Raw genomic sequence first — 17,961 nt, 5'->3', positions numbered from 1 at the left:
AAGTCTTGTTATTTATAATGAACTTTTTATATTTTAGCAAGGTATTATTTTTCCATAAGAAAAAGTAAGAATGGTCTTGATTACAACGTGCTTTTTGGTAGGCTTATAAAGAGTCATGTCATTACGCATCCAATTTAATGGTGCTTTTATTATAATTAGTTGTACTAAAGAGGATTGTTGATACCTAGATTTCAAAAATCATTTTTACTAAACTTAGTTTCTATAAATTCGCATCATTTCAGGTTAATTAAAATATATGAAAAACGATTTCTTTGGTTTTAGCAGTCTATTTTATGATAATCCACTGTCGTGTTGGATTTATGAATTAGAGACTTTCATAATACTCGATGTTAACTCGGCGGCAACACAACAATTTGGTCACAGCAGTAATTCATTAATTAATAGTGACGTTACTAACTTTATAGTTGAAAAAGAGCAAGAAGCATTTATAGATGCTCACGCTTCAATTCACAATAAAAGCGGTTACATACAACTAGGGAAATTCCAATTTCTTACTAATTCAGGAGAAACACTTTACCAAGTGGTCAATGGTTATAAAATCATTTTTAGAGAACAAGAATGTTTTTTAGCAATCAGTCAAGTTTGTGAGGCCTTAAAAGCAAGTCAACCTGATTATAAAAAAATGGTGAACGCTTCTTTAGACGTTTTATGTAGTATTAACAAGGAAGGTAAATTTGTTTATGTAAGTGAGGCTTCAAAACAACTTTGGGGATACTTACCGGAAGAGCTTGAAGGAAAATCATTTGTAGACTTAGTTATAGAGGAAGACATTAACAAGACTAATGCTGCCGCAATTGATATTTACAGTGATAAAGTAATTAAATCATTTACAAATAGGTACAAGACAAAAAATGGTGCAACAGCATACAATTTTTGGACTGCGAAATGGAGTGATGGTGATAATCTTATGTATTGTGTAGCAAGAGCTGATGAGGAAAAAGCTAAACAGGATAACTCATTGTTTAATAGTGAATTACGTTTTAAAGCTCTCGTTCAAGAAGGGTCTGATGTTTTTAGTATAGTAAATAAAGATGGTTATTACACTTATGTTAGTCCAACATGTAAAACTATCTTAGGTATATCACCTGAAGAAATATTGGGTAGGAAAACTACAGATTTTATACATCCGGAGGATTTAGAGGCTAATTTAAAGAGTTTAAACAAAATTTATAGTCAGAAAAAAGTAAATGTAAAACCATTTCGCTTTTTAGACAGCAACAAAGAGTGGAGGTGGATAGAAACAGTTTTGACTAACATGTTAGATATTCCAGAAGTGAACGGAATTGTTGCAAATTCACGTGATGTTACAAAAAAAATCAAGGAGCAACAAAAATTAAAACTTTTTGAAAGTGTTATAACTAATTCCAAAGATGCGATTGTCATTACAGAAGTAGAACCAAGTAATAAAGGACTAGATCCTAAAATTATTTTTGTCAATGAGGCCTTTACTTCTATGACCGGGTACTTACCAATAGATATAATAGGTAAAACACCCCGTATATTACAAGGTCCTAATACAGAAAGGAAAGAATTAGATAAAGTAAGCAAAGCTATCTCTAAATTCGAGACTTGCGAAATAACTACTATAAATTACAATAAAGCGGGTGAAGAATTTTGGGCAAATTTTGCTATAAGTCCAGTAACAGACCATGATGGTCAATACACACATTGGGTCTCTGTTCTAAGAGATGTTACAGAACAAAAGATACAGGTATTAGAAAAAGATTTACTTTCCCAAATTAGTAGCAACTTTAGCATCCAAAATAATCTCTTGAATAGTCTCACAGGTTTATGTGAATCCATAAGTAATTTTGGGAACTTTGACTTGGTCGAAGCTTGGTCTTTAAATCAAGAAAAAAGCGAAATGAAACTGCTCTCTCATTACACAGCTTTGCCTTCTGACGAACTATTTTATCAACATGAAATACAACTAAACAAGGTTTCTCGTAATGAAGGCTTGGTTGGTAAAGTATGGGCAAATAAAAAACAATTACTTTGGGATGATGTTTGTAACAATGAGGAGTTTGTTCGTCGCGATGCTGCAAAAACTATAGGTTTACAAACCATATTAGGGATTCCCTTAATTTACAATGAGGAAGTCGTTGGCTTACTACTAATAGGAATAAAAAACAAATCTCAATATTTTAAAAACTACAGTAGGATATTTAAAAAGATAGAACAATTTGTAGGCTCTGAATTAATTAGAAAGCAGCTTGAAAATGATTTAAGCCACTTGTTTAACGCGATACCTGATGTTTTATGCTTATCAGATTTTAATGGGAAATTTTTAAAAATCAATAAATGGGGTTGTGAACTACTGGGCTACGCTAAAGAGGAAATTCTATTTCATAATTTAATAGAATTTGTACATCCTGATGATCGTGAAAGTACTTTTATAGAAATGAATAAGCTGGAAAAGGGAGAAGCAGTCTATGAATTTGAGAATCGATTTTTAAATAAAAATGGAGAAACTATTTGGATAAGTTGGAATAGCAACCCTTCAATTGAAGAAGGTGTCATTTATGCGGTTGGAAAAAATGTTACTTCAGAGAAAAAGTTAAGAAATTTAATCCAACAATCTAATAATTTAGCCAAAATTGGTAGTTGGGAATTTGATCTTATAAATGAAGAAATATTTTGGTCTGTTGAAGTACATCAATTGCATGAGACAGACGCAAAAACATTTTGTCCAAGCCTAAAAACAGGGTTAAGTTTCTATAGAGATGATTTTAAAGAAAGTGTAGCACTACATATTAAGAAGTGTATTCAAAAAGGAGAATCGTTCGATTATGAAGCGGTTATAGTGACTACTACTAAAAAAGAAAGATGGGTTCGTTGTATTGGAACAGCTGAGCTACTTAACGGGGAATGTCAACGCATTTATGGTAGTTTTCAAGATATCAGCGAGCGCAAAGAGGCTGAGCTGAGGCTACAATCGCTATCAGATAATATACCAGGTGTTGTATACCAATACGTAATACACCCCGATGGGACAGACAGTTTAAAATACGTAACGAAAGGCTCTTTACAGATTTGGGGCATTGAGGCTGATTTAGTTGTTAATAATAATCAATTGGTTTGGGATCAAATAAAGGCTGGAGGTGAAATAGATAAAATAAATAAAAGTATATACGATGCGATAGAATCAAAGTCAAAATGGACAGCTACCTGGAAATACATGATGCCAAATGGAGAGTTAAGAAATCACCTAGGGTATGGTTCTCCAACCTTTTTATCTGATGGTACTGTTATTATTAATTCTGTTATCCTAGACGTGACAGTTGATGTTAAAAATGAAGAGTTATTACAACAGGTAGTACAACAAGTTAAAATTGGTAGTTGGGAGCTTGATTTGACTAGTGGAAAACTAACTTGGTCTGAAATGGTACATCGAATAGTTGAAACTGATAGTACTACTCATATACCTGAACTTGCAAGCACTTTGTCGTTTTGTAGAAAAGATTTTTATGATTACGCATTACTTAAGTTCAATGAATGTGTAAAAACAGGACAATCGTTTGATTTCGAACTTGTAATTGTAACGGCAAATAAAAAGGAGAAATGGGTTCGCGTAATTGGAAATGCAGAAGAAATTGAGGGACGTTTTCAGCGTATTTATGGTAGTATTCATGATATTAGCTCATCAAAAGAAACCGAAAACCGACTCTTATCAATTTCACAAAATTTACCTGGTGTAGTTTATCAATATTTGATAAATCAGGATGGGTCAGATACGTTACAATATGTTTCAGGTGAAGTACACGAATTGTGGGGGTTTAGTGCTGAGGAGGTAACTCAAAATATAAGTTTGGTGTGGCATCAAATAAAAGAAGGTGGAGAATATGATATTGTAAAGGATAGTATTTTAAAATCTATAAAGACAAAAACGAAGTGGACTTGTCGATATAAATATGTCACACCTTCTGGAGAAATACGTACACACCTTGGTTACGGAAGCCCTAATTTTTTGACAGATGGAACGATTACCTACAATTCAATTATATTAGATGTTACGCAGGAAGCTAAAAATGAAGTTTTATTAGAACAGACAACTGAATTAGCTCGTATAGGAAGTTGGGAATTAGATCTTATTAATCAACAAGGTGACGCTATGTATTGGTCACCATTGGTCAAGAATATTTTAGAAGTCGAGAGTAATTATAATCCTACTTTGACTAGTGGATTGGAATTTTACGAGGGTACTAATAAAGATAAAGTTACAGAGGCTATTTCAAACTTAATTAAACATGGATTGCCATTTGATGAGGAAATTTTAATTAAAACATGTAAAGGATCTATTAAATGGGTTAGAATTATTGGAAATAGTGAAACTATAAAAAACAGGAGGGTAAGGGTATTTGGTAGTTTACAAGATATTAATGATAAGAAACTTGCTGGAGAAAAACTGCAAAAAGCATTTAAAGAAAAAAACGAGATTCTAGAGAGTATTGGAGATGCATTCTGTTCATTTGATAAAAATTGGATTGTAACCTACTGGAATAAGGAGGCTGAAGTAGTATTAGGTAGAGAAAGAGATAAAATTGTTGGCAAACATTTATGGGATGAATATCCAGATGTAGTTGGTACTGAATTTTACAATCAATATCAGAAAGCCGTTCTTACTAAAGAAGTAACTTCTTTCGAAGCACATTATTCGACAGTAAATAAGTGGCTAGAGGTCTCTGCATATCCCTCTGAAGAAGGATTATCTGTTTATTTTAAGGATATAACGCTACGAAAAGAAGGTGATATTAGATTAGTTGCAGCAAACGAAAGATTTGAAAAAGTTACGGAAGCTACCAAGGATGCTATTTGGGATTGGGATTTAATAAATGAAACTTTTTATCGTTCTAAAGCGGTGGAAAACTTTTTTGGTAAGGATACTCTTAAGTTAATGACTAATAATGATTTTTGGAGGGATAAATTTCATATAGACGATCTTGATACTATACAAAAAAGTATTCAACACGCTATTAGTGATCCTAACTGTGATCGATGGGAACTAGAGTATCGAATTTTTAACGAACAAGGTGAGATTATCTACGTAGCGGATCAAGGAATAATTATTAGAAATAAGAATGGTAAAGCTACGCGAATGGTAGGAGCGATGACTGACATATCAGAGGAAAAGAACATGACCATAAAATTAAATGAGTTAAACCAATCGCTTCAGCTACAATCTTTTGAGTTAAAGCGTTCCAATGAGGAACTAGAGCAATTTGCCTTTGTAGCATCGCATGATTTACAAGAGCCTCTGCGAATGATTACTAGTTTTATGGATTTGTTACAAAGAAAATATGGTGATCTTCTTGACGAAAAAGGACATAAATACATTCATTATGCAACAGATGGTGCCATAAGAATGAAACAAATCATTTTAGATCTTCTTGACTACTCCAGAGCAAATAAACCTGCTGAAGGAAAACAGAAAGTAGATTTTAATGATATTATTACCGAATTTAATACCCTTAGAAGAAAAATAATAACTGAGAAAAAAGTAGTTATTACATCAGACCATCTACCTGTCATGATCACTTACAGAGCAGCAGTAACGCAAATATTTAATTGTATTTTAGATAATGCTATCAAATATTCGGAACAAGACAAGCAACCTGAAATTGTAATAAAGGTAGTAGATAAAAAGACTTCCTGGTCATTTACTATTAGAGACAATGGTATAGGTATTGACCCTCAATTTCATGATAAGATATTCGTAATTTTTCAAAGATTACATAACGTAGAGCAATATCCAGGAACAGGAATAGGATTATCTATTGCTAAAAGACATATCGAGTTTCTGGGTGGTACAATTTGGCTAGAATCAAAAGTAGGAGAAGGCAGCATTTTTCATTTTACAATTGCTAAAAATGAAGAAATGCCATTACTTAAAAAGCAAATTTCCTAAATTAAAATAAATAGTTTTTTGTTGCAGACGTCTATTGAATACAACATCTCCTAGTAAGATGAAAATTACGTTAGAGAACCGATTAAGCTAAAATATAACACATTAATCATTCTAATTATTTAAGTTAATTAGAAAAGCAGACTTAAAAAAAGATAGTGAATTCGCAGATAAAATAATATAACTAAGTTTATAATTTTTTAATAGTAAATAAAACTTTGAAAGACTTTGCTTATATTGCGTTTGCTAGTTTAAAAGGATTAAATTATTCAGTTTAATAGTTACCGTGATGTGTAAATAAAGTAGGATAGATTTATAATGCAACATAGAATGCTGAACCTATTCAAACCCATTAATTAAGTTCGTGTTTAATAAGAAATAATCATGTTTTATGGTCGTAAAAATTGGAGAAATCCTTTAAAGCACATTTAAAATAGGAATAGTATTGTTCGTCTATTTTAAGTAGTTTTGTTATAATTTACAACTCTAAAAGTTATAGTAGCACTGTTATGATTACTCGACAAGAAAGCCAAGATTGATAGGTATTAATCTTTCATGATAGCATTAAAATTGAGGAAAGGAGAATAAAATAATTTCGCAATTAAATAATTAAAAATTAAAGCGCATGAGTGCCAATTTATTAAATCTTGCCCACATATTATTAGTAGAAGACAATGAAGGGGATGTATTGCTAACCTTGGAGGCTTTTGAAGAGTGCAATGTAAAAACAGAAATAAGTGTTGCAAAAAATGGACAAGAGGCTTTAGATTTTCTTTTTAAAAGAGATAAGTATTTAAATGCCAAGAGACCCGACCTAATTTTATTAGATATTAATATCCCTATTTTTAATGGCCATGAAGTCCTACAGCAAATTAAAACTGATCCCGAACTAAAAAAAATTCCGGTGATAATGCTTACGACTTCTTCTAATCAAAAAGATATTGATAAAGCATATGAAAACCATTGTAATAGCTATGTAGAGAAACCATTAAATATAGTAGAATTCCTTGCAGCAATAATAAAAATAGAGCAATTTTGGCTTCAGTTAACCACTAAGGCAAGTTAATTATGAGTGGACTGATAAAAGATAATTTAGATAATTTAACTATTTTAGTAATCGAAGATAACATAGGTGATTTTGTTTTAATCGAAGACTATCTACTAGATCAATTTCAAAATATAAAAGTTATCCATAATTATGACTATAAAAGTGCCGTAGAATTATTGCAAAATTCTCCGGAGAATATTTCCTTAATTTTGATGGATTTAAACTTACCTGAATTAGGTGGCTTATCCTTAATTAACAGTATGTTATCTCATAATTTTGAAATTCCAATTATTATCTTGACTGGATATACTGATTTGGAGATGGCTAAAAAGAGTCTTCAAATGGGTTTTTATGACTATTTAGTAAAAGACGAAATAAATCCAGTAATCCTACACAAAACGATTACATTCACCTTAAATAGGAGTAGCTTTATTAATCAGTTAGAGCATGAAAAACAGAACTATGAAAATCTTTTTAACTTTAACCCTCAACCTACTTGGCTTTTAGACTCTAAATCTCTTAAAATATTAAATGCCAATTTGGCGGCACAATTAAAATATGGTCTATCACATCATAATTTTTTAAAAATGCATTTTACACAATTGCATCCCTCAGTTGAGGAGCAAATGGTAAGAAACAACTTAATTAAAAGAGATAAGGAATTTCCTAGAAATAATTTTACTCATATTTTAAGTGATGGAAAAGAGATTAACGTAAATATTTATTTCAGAGAAATTAATAGTGAAGGATACAGTCGTTTAATTGTACAAACCAATGATATTTCAGAAACATTGAAGCACATTAGTACAATCGAAGTGCAAAATGCAAAACTAAGAAATATTGCTTGGACGCAATCACATGTCGTTAGAGCTCCTATATCTCGAATTTTGGGAATAATTAATCTGTTAGAAGAAGAAAAAGAGAATCAGGAAGAATTCATGTTTTGGATGAGTCAACTTAAAATTTCAACTAATGAAATGGATCAAATTGTGAAAAACATTGTTAGTGATTCAAGTAGTTTTGAAGAAGAATAATAGAGCCAAATGAAAAAAGAATTATACATAATCGATGATGACAACATTTACAGAATGATTGCCTCACGCATGATTACTAGAGTTGCACCGGATGCTCTTATAACAGAATGCGAGAATGGCCAAATTGGACTATCGGCATTAGCGCAAAACACCAATCTAGACTCAGAGATCATTGTCTTACTTGACATCAATATGCCCATCTTAAACGGTTGGGGGTTTTTAGATCAAATTGTTGATCTTAACTTTTTTAAAAATAGTACAATTAAAATTTACATTGTATCCTCGTCCACGGACGAAAGTGACTTACTGAAAGCACAACAGTACGATTTCTTAGGAGGTTTTTTACACAAGCCGCTAAGCAAAGAGGATTTAATTTCAATTATTGATGTATCCTAAGGTTTCCAACGTGCTATAATTCTAACAGATCCATATTTTTTATAACGGTGTCAAATAGTATTTAACGAATATAGATATCGTTAGTAATAACTTCTTTTAACGCTATTTTAATACTTCTGTTTTTAGTAGGAGTTTTATTTATTGTATATTTAGTAAAATATTTTATTCTTTTAAAGTTAAAATAAATATATGGAAATTGTTATCATCGGAGGGGGGTTTGCTGGACTAAACTTAGCAAAGGAATTGTTAAATCAAAAAGATATTCGTGTCACACTTGTGGATAAAAATAATTATAATTTTTTTCCACCTCTTATATATCAAGTGGCGACCGCTTTTCTAGAACCATCAAGCATTAGCTATCCTTTTAGAAAATTTTTTGCGGGCAAAAAAAACCTTCAATTTCGATTAGGACAATTAAAGGCTGTTGTTCCCGAAGAAAATAAAGTAATCCTTCATAATGGAGAGTTAACCTACGATCACTTAGTATTTGCTACTGGCGCAGAAACAAGCTATTTTGGAATGGATAACGTCAAAAAAAACGCTATCCCCATGAAAACGCTGAATGACGCTATTGTGATGCGAAATACAATTTTAAAAAACTTAGAAAAAGCCGCAATTTGCAAAGATATTCGTAAACGAAGAGAGCTTCTAACTATAGTTGTCGCGGGCGGTGGACCAACAGGTGTAGAGGTTTCAGGTATGTTTGCTGAACTTAAAAAAAATATATTTCTCAAAGAGTACCCAGAATTAGCCACAGCTGCTAGCAATATTTATTTAATAGACGGCGGACCGGCTTTATTGGCACCCATGAGCAAAGCTTCGCAAGATGATACTTACAAAGCATTAACGGACTTAGGTGTTGTGGTAAAACTTAATACACAAGTTGTCGATTATAAAGATGATAGCGTCTATCTGTCTACTGGTGAAACGATTCAAACCAAAAACTTAATTTGGGCTGCGGGAGTTTCAGCAATGACATTCGAAGGAATTCCTGCTGAATGTTATGGTAGAGGCAAGCGAATGATTACTGATGCCTACAATAAGGTTAATGGAACTAAAAATATTTACGCAATCGGAGATACAGCATTACAACTAACAGATGAAGCTTTTCCTGACGGACATCCGCAGGTGGCTCAAGTTGCAATCCAGCAAGGAATTAATTTGGCCTCCAATTTCAAGGCAACCTTAAAAAATAAACAGCAAGTACCTTTTAAATACAACGATAAAGGATCAATGGCGATAATAGGTAAGAACAAAGCAGTTGTCGACTTACCAAAACCAAAAATGCATTTTAAAGGTTTTATTGCGTGGGCCATTTGGTTATTCATTCACCTTGTTTCTTTGATTACATACCGAAACAGGATACAAACTTTTTTTAACTGGATGATTTCTTATTTTGCAAAAGACAACTCTCTTAGAATGATCATTAGACCTGATAAAGCAAGGAGGGCAGAGACTAAAACTGTCTAAATATAATTATGAAAATGTAAAAAGACTATTGTGATTAGCCAATTTGGTAATTATAATAGTCTTTTTATTTTTTTTCTACCCAAATTCAATATTATAAAAGCTAGAATAGTAGTCGAGGTCATAATGATAACCATGGGAATGATCGAATCTTTTACAAAAACTCCGACTGCAAATGATACTAATGCTCCTAGTCCAAGTTGCAATGCACCCATCAATGCAGAGGCACTACCCGCATTTTTAGAAAAAGGGGCAAGGGTTAAACCTGCTGTATTGGGATTTGAAATTCCTAAGCACCCTAAGAATAAAAACAACATAAATATGGTTTCATACAACCCTAGAAGATCATAGACCGCTAGAACTAAAAACAAGATACTTATAATCGATTGTATAATCAAAGCACTATAAATCATTTGTTCGCTAGAAAACCTTTTGAGTAAAACAGAATTTAATTGACTAGAACCTATAAAGCTCAGTGACATAAAAGCAAAAATCCATCCATAGGTCTTTGCATCTACATCAAATACATCCATAAATACAATTGGGGAAGCAGCTACATAAGTAAACAATCCGGAAAAAGCTACAGCACCTGTAAGGGCATAAGTATAAAATTGTGGTTCCTTTAAAATACTAATAAAATTAGAAATGATAGGCTTAGGTTTTAATGAGATCGTTCGATCGGGTGTAAAACTATCGGGCAAACCAAGTTGCGCAGCTATTAGAATTACAATCCCCATGCACATCAAAATGAAAAACACAGTATGCCATCCATAATACTCCGTTACATATCCTCCCAATGTAGGTGCTAGCATTGGGGAAAGCCCTACAACTAACATTAATAGTGAAAAGACCTTTGGAGTGTCTCTAACAGGGAACAAATCACGAACCATAGAAACTGAAGCCACCGTTGCAGCACAACTACCTACTGCTTGTATAAATCGCAAACCAATAAAAGTATCAATATCGTTAACATAGACACAACCTAATGAAGCTAAAATATAAACAAGCAAACCAATAAAAAGTGGTTTTTTACGTCCGAAGCGATCTAAAAGTGGTCCATAAAGTAACTGTCCGGCAGATATCCCAATGAAATAACTAGACAAAGTCATAGATACTTTTGCGACAGTAGTATTTAAATCTTTTGCAATTCCAGAAAATCCAGGTAAATACATATCTATCGAAAATGGTCCTAAAGCGGTCAACGATCCTAAGATTAATATTAATTGTAAGTACTTAGATTTAGACATGAAACGAATTATTAAATTTTTGGCAAAGGTAGACAAAACCTTTCCTACCATAGCTTGTGTGTAATAATTTATTGTAAATCATTAACTGATTTATTTCAATAAGTAGACAGCTGTGAAGAAATTAAAGTTTTATTAAATGAGTTCAGGTTAGGCTATGGCCAAGGTTTCTTAATATAATTGTATAACAATTCAACTTTAGTTACTAATTAATAAGAGTGTTCCTGAAACAAAAAGAAGAACATATATTACCTTTTTTAATAATATATCATCGACTCTGGCATAAACTCTCTTGCCTAGATAGATTGCTAACAAGAAAAAAGGTAATACAAAAATTGAGTTGTAAATTTCCTTGGATGTTAGTACACCACTAATAGCTAAGGCTGGTACTCTCATCAATGTTACTAATCCTAAAATTCCGAACATTGTAGCTCTGAAAGTTTTTACATCAGCGGTTTCCTTCTGGACAATCATAACATACAAAGGTCCTCCCGTAGAAAATACACCTGAAAATAAACCACCTAAAAAACCGAATATTGGTTTTAATATGCTCAATTTGGAAATTTTCTTGTTTTTTCGCAAACTATAAAGAACAAAAAGTATAATGAAGAGACCTAAACCTCTTTTAAGTAGTAAAGGTTTACCATATTTTAATAAGTATACACCAGCTATAAGTCCAAAAAAAGAATAAAAAGCAAGGGTTTTGAGTAACTTTTTATCTATGTTACTCCATTCTTTTACTATATAAATAGGTGCTGAAATTGAATAAAAAATTGTGATATAAGAAACAGCTTCATTTAATGGCATTACTAAAAGTAATATAGGTAGAGATACTAAACCCCCTGCAAAGCCTATAATAGATTGAATAAAAAATCCAGCGAATATTCCGATTATAAGTACGATTAGCATTGTATTCATAATACAAAAGTAGAGATAGATTGAATAAATTAAAAACCTTTTCGCCTAATAAGCTAAATAAACATCAAAATAGAGCGGAAGGTAAGATTATAATTAACAACTATCAAGGTTCATTTGATAGCTTAAAATCCTATTTATGATATACTAGCACTAACTATATAATCGTGCTAATAATAGCATCTTTCTCAGTTAATTTAAAATAAACATCCTTACTAAACATATATAATTGAGAAGGCTTCTTAGCTGTACCTACTTTCTTTTTATCTTGAAGAGGAACTATGTATGGTTTTGTTAGTACTTTTTTTCTAAAATTTCTATTGTCTAAAGTAACGTCTAAAATAATTTCATAGGCTGACTGTAGCTCGTTTAAGGTAAACTTAATAGGCATTAAATCAAACATTATTTGCTCAGTTAAAACTTTGATTTTAATATCATTATATGCATCAGTGATAATGTCTAAATGATCAAAACCCATTACGGGTAAGTTATTTACTGGAAACCAATGTGCCTCTCTTTTCGTATCATTTAAACTTACCTCACTAGCTTGTAATAAAAAGTAGTAAGCAATGGTAATAGTACGTTCGTTAAAATTTTCTTTTTGAGCCCAAATACGATCTTTCTCGTTCATCAAACGATTAGGATTGCCAAATACTTTAAACTGCTTCTTATACAAATTATCTAATCCTGTCAGCTCTTTTAAAACTCGGGTTGCTGTTTGATCTATATCTTCATTTTCTAAAACGTGATAACCTGTTAGAACAAAATCGTCGATTAAAACTTTTTGATCCACATCAGACTCTAAGTATCTCTTAGTCAATAAAACGTTCAAAGACTTAGTATCAAAGTCAAAACCAAAAACGACACAATCAACAGAAAGATTGGGGATTATTTGTGGCTGTATAGGCATAGTAAAACTGAATTAGGATTGAAAGAAAAGCAGATTACAAATCTACTCTTTTTTGATTAAAATCATTAGATATAGAGTAGGTGTTAAGCAAATCTTTTAGTTGACAAGAGCTACTTATGATTGCATTAGTTCGTTTACTTCTAAATCAGTTACTACCGGATTTGCACCTTCACGACTAGCCACTAATGCGCCTATAGCACAGGCGTGATCTATAGCTTCTTGTGGGTCGTCATTATTCATTAATTTACTTGTTATAGTTGCTAGAAAAGAATCTCCCGCGCCTACAGTATCAACAACCTCAACATGATATCCTGAGTTGTAATAAAAATTGTTATCTATGTATAATACAGCGCCTTGACTACCTCTAGTTACACAAATACATTTAGCATTTGTCCTCTCAGCTATAAAAATAATATTTTGATCAAACGACAGATTGGTAGAGCCTAAGAGTGTTGCAACTTCATAAATCTCATCATCATTGAATTTGATAAAATCAGCTTGACTCATTAAATTTTCAAGTACTGCAGCAGTGTAATAAGGCTGACGTAAATTAACATCGAATATTTTATATTTCGCTACTTTCAGTAGTTCGTTCAACGTATTCTCTGAAGTTTCATTACGAGAAGCCAAACTTCCGTAAATGAAAATATCAGCATTTTTCACCAGAGCGATTGCCTCATTTGTAAGTTGGATATTATCCCATGCTCTTGGTTGCATAATATCATAAGAAGCCGAACCTTTATCATCTAGTATAACCTTAACTTTACCCGTTTTATAGTAGTTGTCAACTTGAACACCGCTAACAGCTACTTTATTTTCTTCAAGAAAGTCAATTAATTTTTTACCTTTTTTTCCCTTTCCTACGCGGCTAATAATCGCCACTTCATTCCCCATCGAAGCTAATCTAATGGCGACATTAAGTGGTGCTCCTCCAATTTTTTTGTGAGTAGGGAAGACATCCCATAGTATTTCTCCAAAACAAGTGGCCTTTATCATAATTTTATATTTATGAATTGCTGTTCAATTCGATTATACATTTTTCAACTCCATAGGCTACAATATCATTGTATGCTTTTGTATAACCAGCTACAAATGCTGCCGAAGTGCTTAAGGTACCAAAAACAGCTTCGATCTGGATGAAGGCAACTGGATTTGTTTGTGCTAACGTCGCTTGTGCAAAAAGAACTTCTTGTAAAGCATCTTTGATATTGATACTTTCTTTCTTTTCGTTAACACCCAAACTGTAAATTGCCCAAGCAGCAATCACAAAGGCAGCATGCGATACGGATCTATTAGCAGCCAATTGTCCTTGAACCGTAGGCATTATAAATTTTGGCATTTTTGCTGATGTCTCAGAGCAAATGCGTTCGATTTGATCTTTAATATATACATTGCTAAACCTAGCCACTAATGTTTTCTTGTATTGCGTTAGATCCACGCCTTCAAGATCATTCAGCGTAGGTGTCACCTCATTATCTAAATAAATAGCAAGGAATTTAGCAATTTCAGGATTGTGAATAGCCTCATCAATAGTATTGTATCCCATTAAACTACCTAGAATACCTATCACAGAATGTCCTGCATTAAGCAATCCTAATTTCATTTTTTCGAAAGGAGCAACATCTTTTACAAATTGCACTTCTACAGCCTCTAAATTAGGACGTCCAGCAATAAAATCGTCTTCGATTACCCATTGTTGAAAAGATTCACATACCGCAGGCCATTGATCCTCAATTCCAGAAGTTTCTAATAATAGCGCTATATCCGAAGGAATTGTAGCCGGAGTAATACGGTCTACCATACTATTTGGGAAAGATACATTTGATTCTATCCAAGGTAATAAAGCTGGTTGTGCAAATGCGATATAGGACAACAACATTTTCCTAGTTACATGTCCGTTTCCTTCAATGTTATCACACGATAAGATAGTGATCGGGCCGTTATTATTTTCTTTTCTTAATGCTAAAGCTTGTGTTAAATAACCAAAAATTGTTTTAGGCTCAGCTGGATTATTTTTATCGTGAACTATTGTTGGATTTTCATAATTGAATTCTCCAGTCGCTTCGTTCAAATTGTATCCACCTTCAGTGATAGTTAACGTAATAATCTTGGTCGCTTTATCAGCCATTTTTTCAATAACTGCTTTTGGACTATCAGGTGCAAATAAATATTCTGTAATCGAACCGATGACTTCCTTAGTTAAGCTGCCGTCTAATTCCTTAATTACTAATGTATATAAACCATCTTGCTCTTTTAGAACGTTGTAAATTTTTTGGTCAAAATTAAGTAAAGCCACTCCGCAAATACCCCAGTTAGCATTAGCTGCATCTTCAAGTAATTGATCAATATACATTGCTTCGTGTGCTCTATGAAATCCACCAACACCTACGTGTACGATGCCTGTTGTGATATTTTTTCTATTGTAGTTTGGTACAGCTACTCGTTCAGAAATTGCTGATAAGTTGCTGCTATTTAATTTATACTGCTTCATGATTTATTGTTTTTTTCCTTCGAATTTTTGAAATAATACGGCTAAAATGATAATTCCTCCCTTTACAACTTGTTGCGGGTAAGATGGAACATTTAAAAGATTTAAAATGTTACCTATTAACCCTAAGATTAACACTCCCATTAAGGTATTAATAGCAGTTCCTTTCCCTCCATTTAGACTTGCTCCTCCAATAACTACTGCTGCAATAGCATCTAGCTCCCATGATACTCCCATATTAGGAGAACCTAAATTAGTTCTTGAAGCAGTGATGATTGCTGCTACTGCTGCCAATGATCCAGAAATTGCATATACTAAGAACTTGTATTTGTTTACTTTAATACCAGATAGGCGAGAAGCCTCTTCGTTACTTCCCATGGCAATAACTAAACGACCAAACACATTGTATTTCAACATCACAGATGCCATGGCGACAATGATGAAAAAGATAATGGCTATATTAGGAATACCTAGAGTTGCATTGTTTGCAAAATCAGACATGAATGCACCTCCAGCTGTTTCAAATGTTACAGGGGAACCTTTGGCATAAATAAAACCCAAACCTCTTGCTATAGTCATTAGTGCTAATGTGGCAATAAAAGGGGCCATCTTTTGATAGGCAACCAAATATCCCGATACACTACCTAAAGCAAATCCCATAACGATTGTCAATAATATAGCAGCAGGTAGAATGACTAAATTTATTAAAAGTGCAAATGTCACAGCTAGTAGAGCGACTAGCGAACCAACAGATAAGTCAATTCCTCCAGTTAGGATTACAATAAGCATCCCAATACTGATAATGCCTATTCCAGATACTTGTTTTAGTAAATTAGATAAGTTCGTTTGCGTAAAAAACACATCAGAAATCAAAGCTGAGAAAATCATCAGCAATACAAAAATGACAATTGTATTGTGCTTAATTAAAAACTTTAGAATTCCTCCTGGAGTGCTAAGCTGTTGTTTTATAGTTAGATTCATTACGTTGTATTTAATATTATTTAAAATTTAATTTTTTAATTCTTCGCCAATAGAGTATCTCAAAATATTTTCTTCAGAGAATTTATCTTTAGGTAATTCTCCAAAGATGCTTCCTTTGTGCATGACTAATATTCGGTCTGCAATTCCCATGATTTCTGGCATGTCAGACGATATTACAACAACAGCAACTCCTTTTTTTGCTACTTCATTGATTAGGTTGTAGATTTCGACCTTGGCGCCTACATCAACGCCTCTAGTTGGTTCATCAATAATAATAAGTTTACTATCGATACTCAACCATTTTGCTAATGCGACTTTTTGTTGGTTTCCTCCCGACAAATTTTTGACATCAATTTCAGAGCTTGGGGTTTTGATATTAAGCTTAGCAATTAAATCATTAACATTAGTATTTTCCTTTTCGTCATTTATAAAACCTAGCTTGCTAGAAATAGTTTTAAAACTGGTAATACTTATATTTTTACGAATAGATAAAGGCAGAAAAACACCTTCTTCTTTACGATCTTCAGATACAAAACCAATTTGTTGGTTTACAGCTTCAACCGGATTTCTGGTTGTAATCACTTTACCGTTTAAGGTTAAGGTTCCTGATTTCTTTTTGTCGGCACCAAAAATTAGTTTAGCCATCTCTGTACGACCGCTTCCTCCTAATCCCGCAATTCCTAAAACTTCACCTGCACGAACAGCAAACGAGACATCTTTTACAAAACCGTCGTCTCCGCTTAATCCTTTTACTTCAAATACAGGTTTTTCACTAACAGTAACGTCTCGCACCGGAAATAAATCTTCTAATTCTCTACCTATCATCAATCGAATGACACCGTCTTTATCGATATCTTCTTTAGGCACGCAACCCGTGTCAACTCCATCTTTTAAAACAGTGATCGTGTCTGCTATTTTAAAAATTTCCTCTAGGTGATGCGAAATATAAATGATGGACATTCCACCTTTTTTCAAGCGCTCTAAATTGGCAAAAAGTTTTTTGGCATCATTTGGATCAAATACGGTGGTAGGTTCATCAAGAATTAAAACTTTAGTATCTTCAGATAATGCTTTGGCAATTTCAACCACTTGCTTCTGGACGATACTTAAATCTCTAACAATTGCCGAAGCATCAATTTCGAAACCTAAAGAATTAATTAACTCTTGCGCATCCTTGGTAATTTTTTTCCAATTCATCCAGAATTTACTTGCACCTAACTTATGTAAGTAAATATTCTCAGCTACTGATAAATCATTTACTAATGAAAGTTCTTGGTAGACTACACTAATGCCGAGTAGTTGACCGTAATGGGTATTTTTTGGATTTATTTCTTTGCCATTAAGTAAAACTGTTCCGCTGTCCTTTTGATGTACACCACTTAATATTTTAACTAATGTTGATTTACCTGCACCATTTTCACCAAGCAAAGCATGAATTTCTCCATGTTTGACTTTTAGATTCACACCCTCAAGAACAGAAACAACCCCAAAACTTTTAGTTATTCCAGTCATTTCAAGACGGTATTCGCTTTCTGAATTTCCCATTTGAGTACTT

The 17,961-nt window shown here is 32.9% G+C and carries 12 protein-coding genes; 5 read left to right on the top strand and 7 right to left on the bottom strand.

Features of this window, described 5'->3' with window-relative positions; genetic code table 11:
• The first annotated feature begins 256 nt into the window (after positions 1-256).
• From H8R22_RS10775 to H8R22_RS10755, 5 genes are all read left to right on the top strand, one after another.
• Positions 257-5,926: a PAS domain S-box protein gene (locus H8R22_RS10775; protein ID WP_187010386.1), complete on the top strand. Its 5,670-nt coding sequence runs from the start codon at positions 257-259 to the stop codon at positions 5,924-5,926.
• Positions 5,927-6,548: 622 nt separating this feature from the next.
• Positions 6,549-6,989, top strand: a complete 441-nt coding sequence (locus tag H8R22_RS10770; protein WP_187010385.1) for a response regulator — start codon at positions 6,549-6,551, stop codon at positions 6,987-6,989.
• Between the two features lie 2 nt (positions 6,990-6,991).
• A complete protein-coding gene (locus H8R22_RS10765; protein WP_187010384.1) occupies positions 6,992-8,005 on the top strand; it encodes a response regulator in 1,014 nt (337 codons plus the stop codon).
• 9 nt (positions 8,006-8,014) lie between these two features.
• The gene (locus H8R22_RS10760) at positions 8,015-8,401 is read left to right on the top strand and encodes a response regulator (protein ID WP_187010383.1); all 387 of its coding nucleotides are present in this window, start codon (positions 8,015-8,017) and stop codon (positions 8,399-8,401) included.
• A gap of 189 nt (positions 8,402-8,590) precedes the next feature.
• Complete coding sequence (locus H8R22_RS10755) at positions 8,591-9,871, top strand: NAD(P)/FAD-dependent oxidoreductase (RefSeq protein ID WP_187010382.1); 1,281 nt, start codon at positions 8,591-8,593, stop codon at positions 9,869-9,871.
• A gap of 50 nt (positions 9,872-9,921) precedes the next feature.
• On the opposite strand, the gene H8R22_RS10750 is transcribed toward H8R22_RS10755, so the two are convergent.
• From H8R22_RS10750 to H8R22_RS10720, 7 genes are all read right to left on the bottom strand, one after another.
• A complete protein-coding gene (locus H8R22_RS10750) occupies positions 9,922-11,115 on the bottom strand; it encodes a multidrug effflux MFS transporter (RefSeq protein WP_187010381.1) in 1,194 nt (397 codons plus the stop codon).
• A gap of 195 nt (positions 11,116-11,310) precedes the next feature.
• Positions 11,311-12,030 carry a sulfite exporter TauE/SafE family protein gene (locus H8R22_RS10745; protein ID WP_187010380.1) on the bottom strand — a complete coding sequence of 240 codons (720 nt, stop codon included), beginning with the start codon at positions 12,028-12,030 and terminating at the stop codon, positions 11,311-11,313.
• A 154-nt stretch (positions 12,031-12,184) separates the two neighbouring features.
• Entirely contained in the window at positions 12,185-12,937 is a 753-nt protein-coding gene (locus H8R22_RS10740) for an NUDIX hydrolase (RefSeq protein ID WP_222616919.1), read from the bottom strand.
• A gap of 114 nt (positions 12,938-13,051) precedes the next feature.
• Positions 13,052-13,933 (bottom strand): carbohydrate kinase family protein, encoded by an 882-nt coding sequence (locus tag H8R22_RS10735; RefSeq protein ID WP_187010379.1) that lies wholly within the window; start codon positions 13,931-13,933, stop codon positions 13,052-13,054.
• Between the two features lie 10 nt (positions 13,934-13,943).
• Positions 13,944-15,428 carry a mannitol dehydrogenase family protein gene (locus H8R22_RS10730; RefSeq protein WP_187010378.1) on the bottom strand — a complete coding sequence of 495 codons (1,485 nt, stop codon included), beginning with the start codon at positions 15,426-15,428 and terminating at the stop codon, positions 13,944-13,946.
• Between the two features lie 3 nt (positions 15,429-15,431).
• Positions 15,432-16,406 (bottom strand): ABC transporter permease, encoded by a 975-nt coding sequence (locus tag H8R22_RS10725; protein WP_187010377.1) that lies wholly within the window; start codon positions 16,404-16,406, stop codon positions 15,432-15,434.
• 27 nt (positions 16,407-16,433) lie between these two features.
• Positions 16,434-17,951 carry a sugar ABC transporter ATP-binding protein gene (locus H8R22_RS10720; protein ID WP_187010376.1) on the bottom strand — a complete coding sequence of 506 codons (1,518 nt, stop codon included), beginning with the start codon at positions 17,949-17,951 and terminating at the stop codon, positions 16,434-16,436.
• Between the last annotated feature and the right edge of the window lie 10 nt (positions 17,952-17,961).

It is taken from the genome of Flavobacterium kayseriense, from assembly GCF_014305095.1.
GTDB lineage: Bacteria > Bacteroidota > Bacteroidia > Flavobacteriales > Flavobacteriaceae > Flavobacterium > Flavobacterium kayseriense.
Note: the sequence above shows the minus strand (reverse complement) of the source record. Positions and strands in the feature narration are given on the sequence as shown.

What these genes read in the sequence shown, in the direction of transcription:
- H8R22_RS10765 (WP_187010384.1), top strand. Translation starts at nt 6,992, where the DNA reads ATGAGTGGACTGATAAAAGATAATTTAGATAATTTAACTATTTTAGTA.
- H8R22_RS10775 (WP_187010386.1), top strand. Translation starts at nt 257, where the DNA reads ATGAAAAACGATTTCTTTGGTTTTAGCAGTCTATTTTATGATAATCCA.
- H8R22_RS10725 (WP_187010377.1), bottom strand. Translation starts at nt 16,406, where the DNA reads ATGAATCTAACTATAAAACAACAGCTTAGCACTCCAGGAGGAATTCTA.
- H8R22_RS10730 (WP_187010378.1), bottom strand. Translation starts at nt 15,428, where the DNA reads ATGAAGCAGTATAAATTAAATAGCAGCAACTTATCAGCAATTTCTGAA.
- H8R22_RS10745 (WP_187010380.1), bottom strand. Translation starts at nt 12,030, where the DNA reads ATGAATACAATGCTAATCGTACTTATAATCGGAATATTCGCTGGATTT.
- H8R22_RS10755 (WP_187010382.1), top strand. Translation starts at nt 8,591, where the DNA reads ATGGAAATTGTTATCATCGGAGGGGGGTTTGCTGGACTAAACTTAGCA.
- H8R22_RS10760 (WP_187010383.1), top strand. Translation starts at nt 8,015, where the DNA reads ATGAAAAAAGAATTATACATAATCGATGATGACAACATTTACAGAATG.
- H8R22_RS10770 (WP_187010385.1), top strand. Translation starts at nt 6,549, where the DNA reads ATGAGTGCCAATTTATTAAATCTTGCCCACATATTATTAGTAGAAGAC.
- H8R22_RS10740 (WP_222616919.1), bottom strand. Translation starts at nt 12,937, where the DNA reads ATGCCTATACAGCCACAAATAATCCCCAATCTTTCTGTTGATTGTGTC.
- H8R22_RS10750 (WP_187010381.1), bottom strand. Translation starts at nt 11,115, where the DNA reads ATGTCTAAATCTAAGTACTTACAATTAATATTAATCTTAGGATCGTTG.
- H8R22_RS10720 (WP_187010376.1), bottom strand. Translation starts at nt 17,951, where the DNA reads ATGGGAAATTCAGAAAGCGAATACCGTCTTGAAATGACTGGAATAACT.
- H8R22_RS10735 (WP_187010379.1), bottom strand. Translation starts at nt 13,933, where the DNA reads ATGATAAAGGCCACTTGTTTTGGAGAAATACTATGGGATGTCTTCCCT.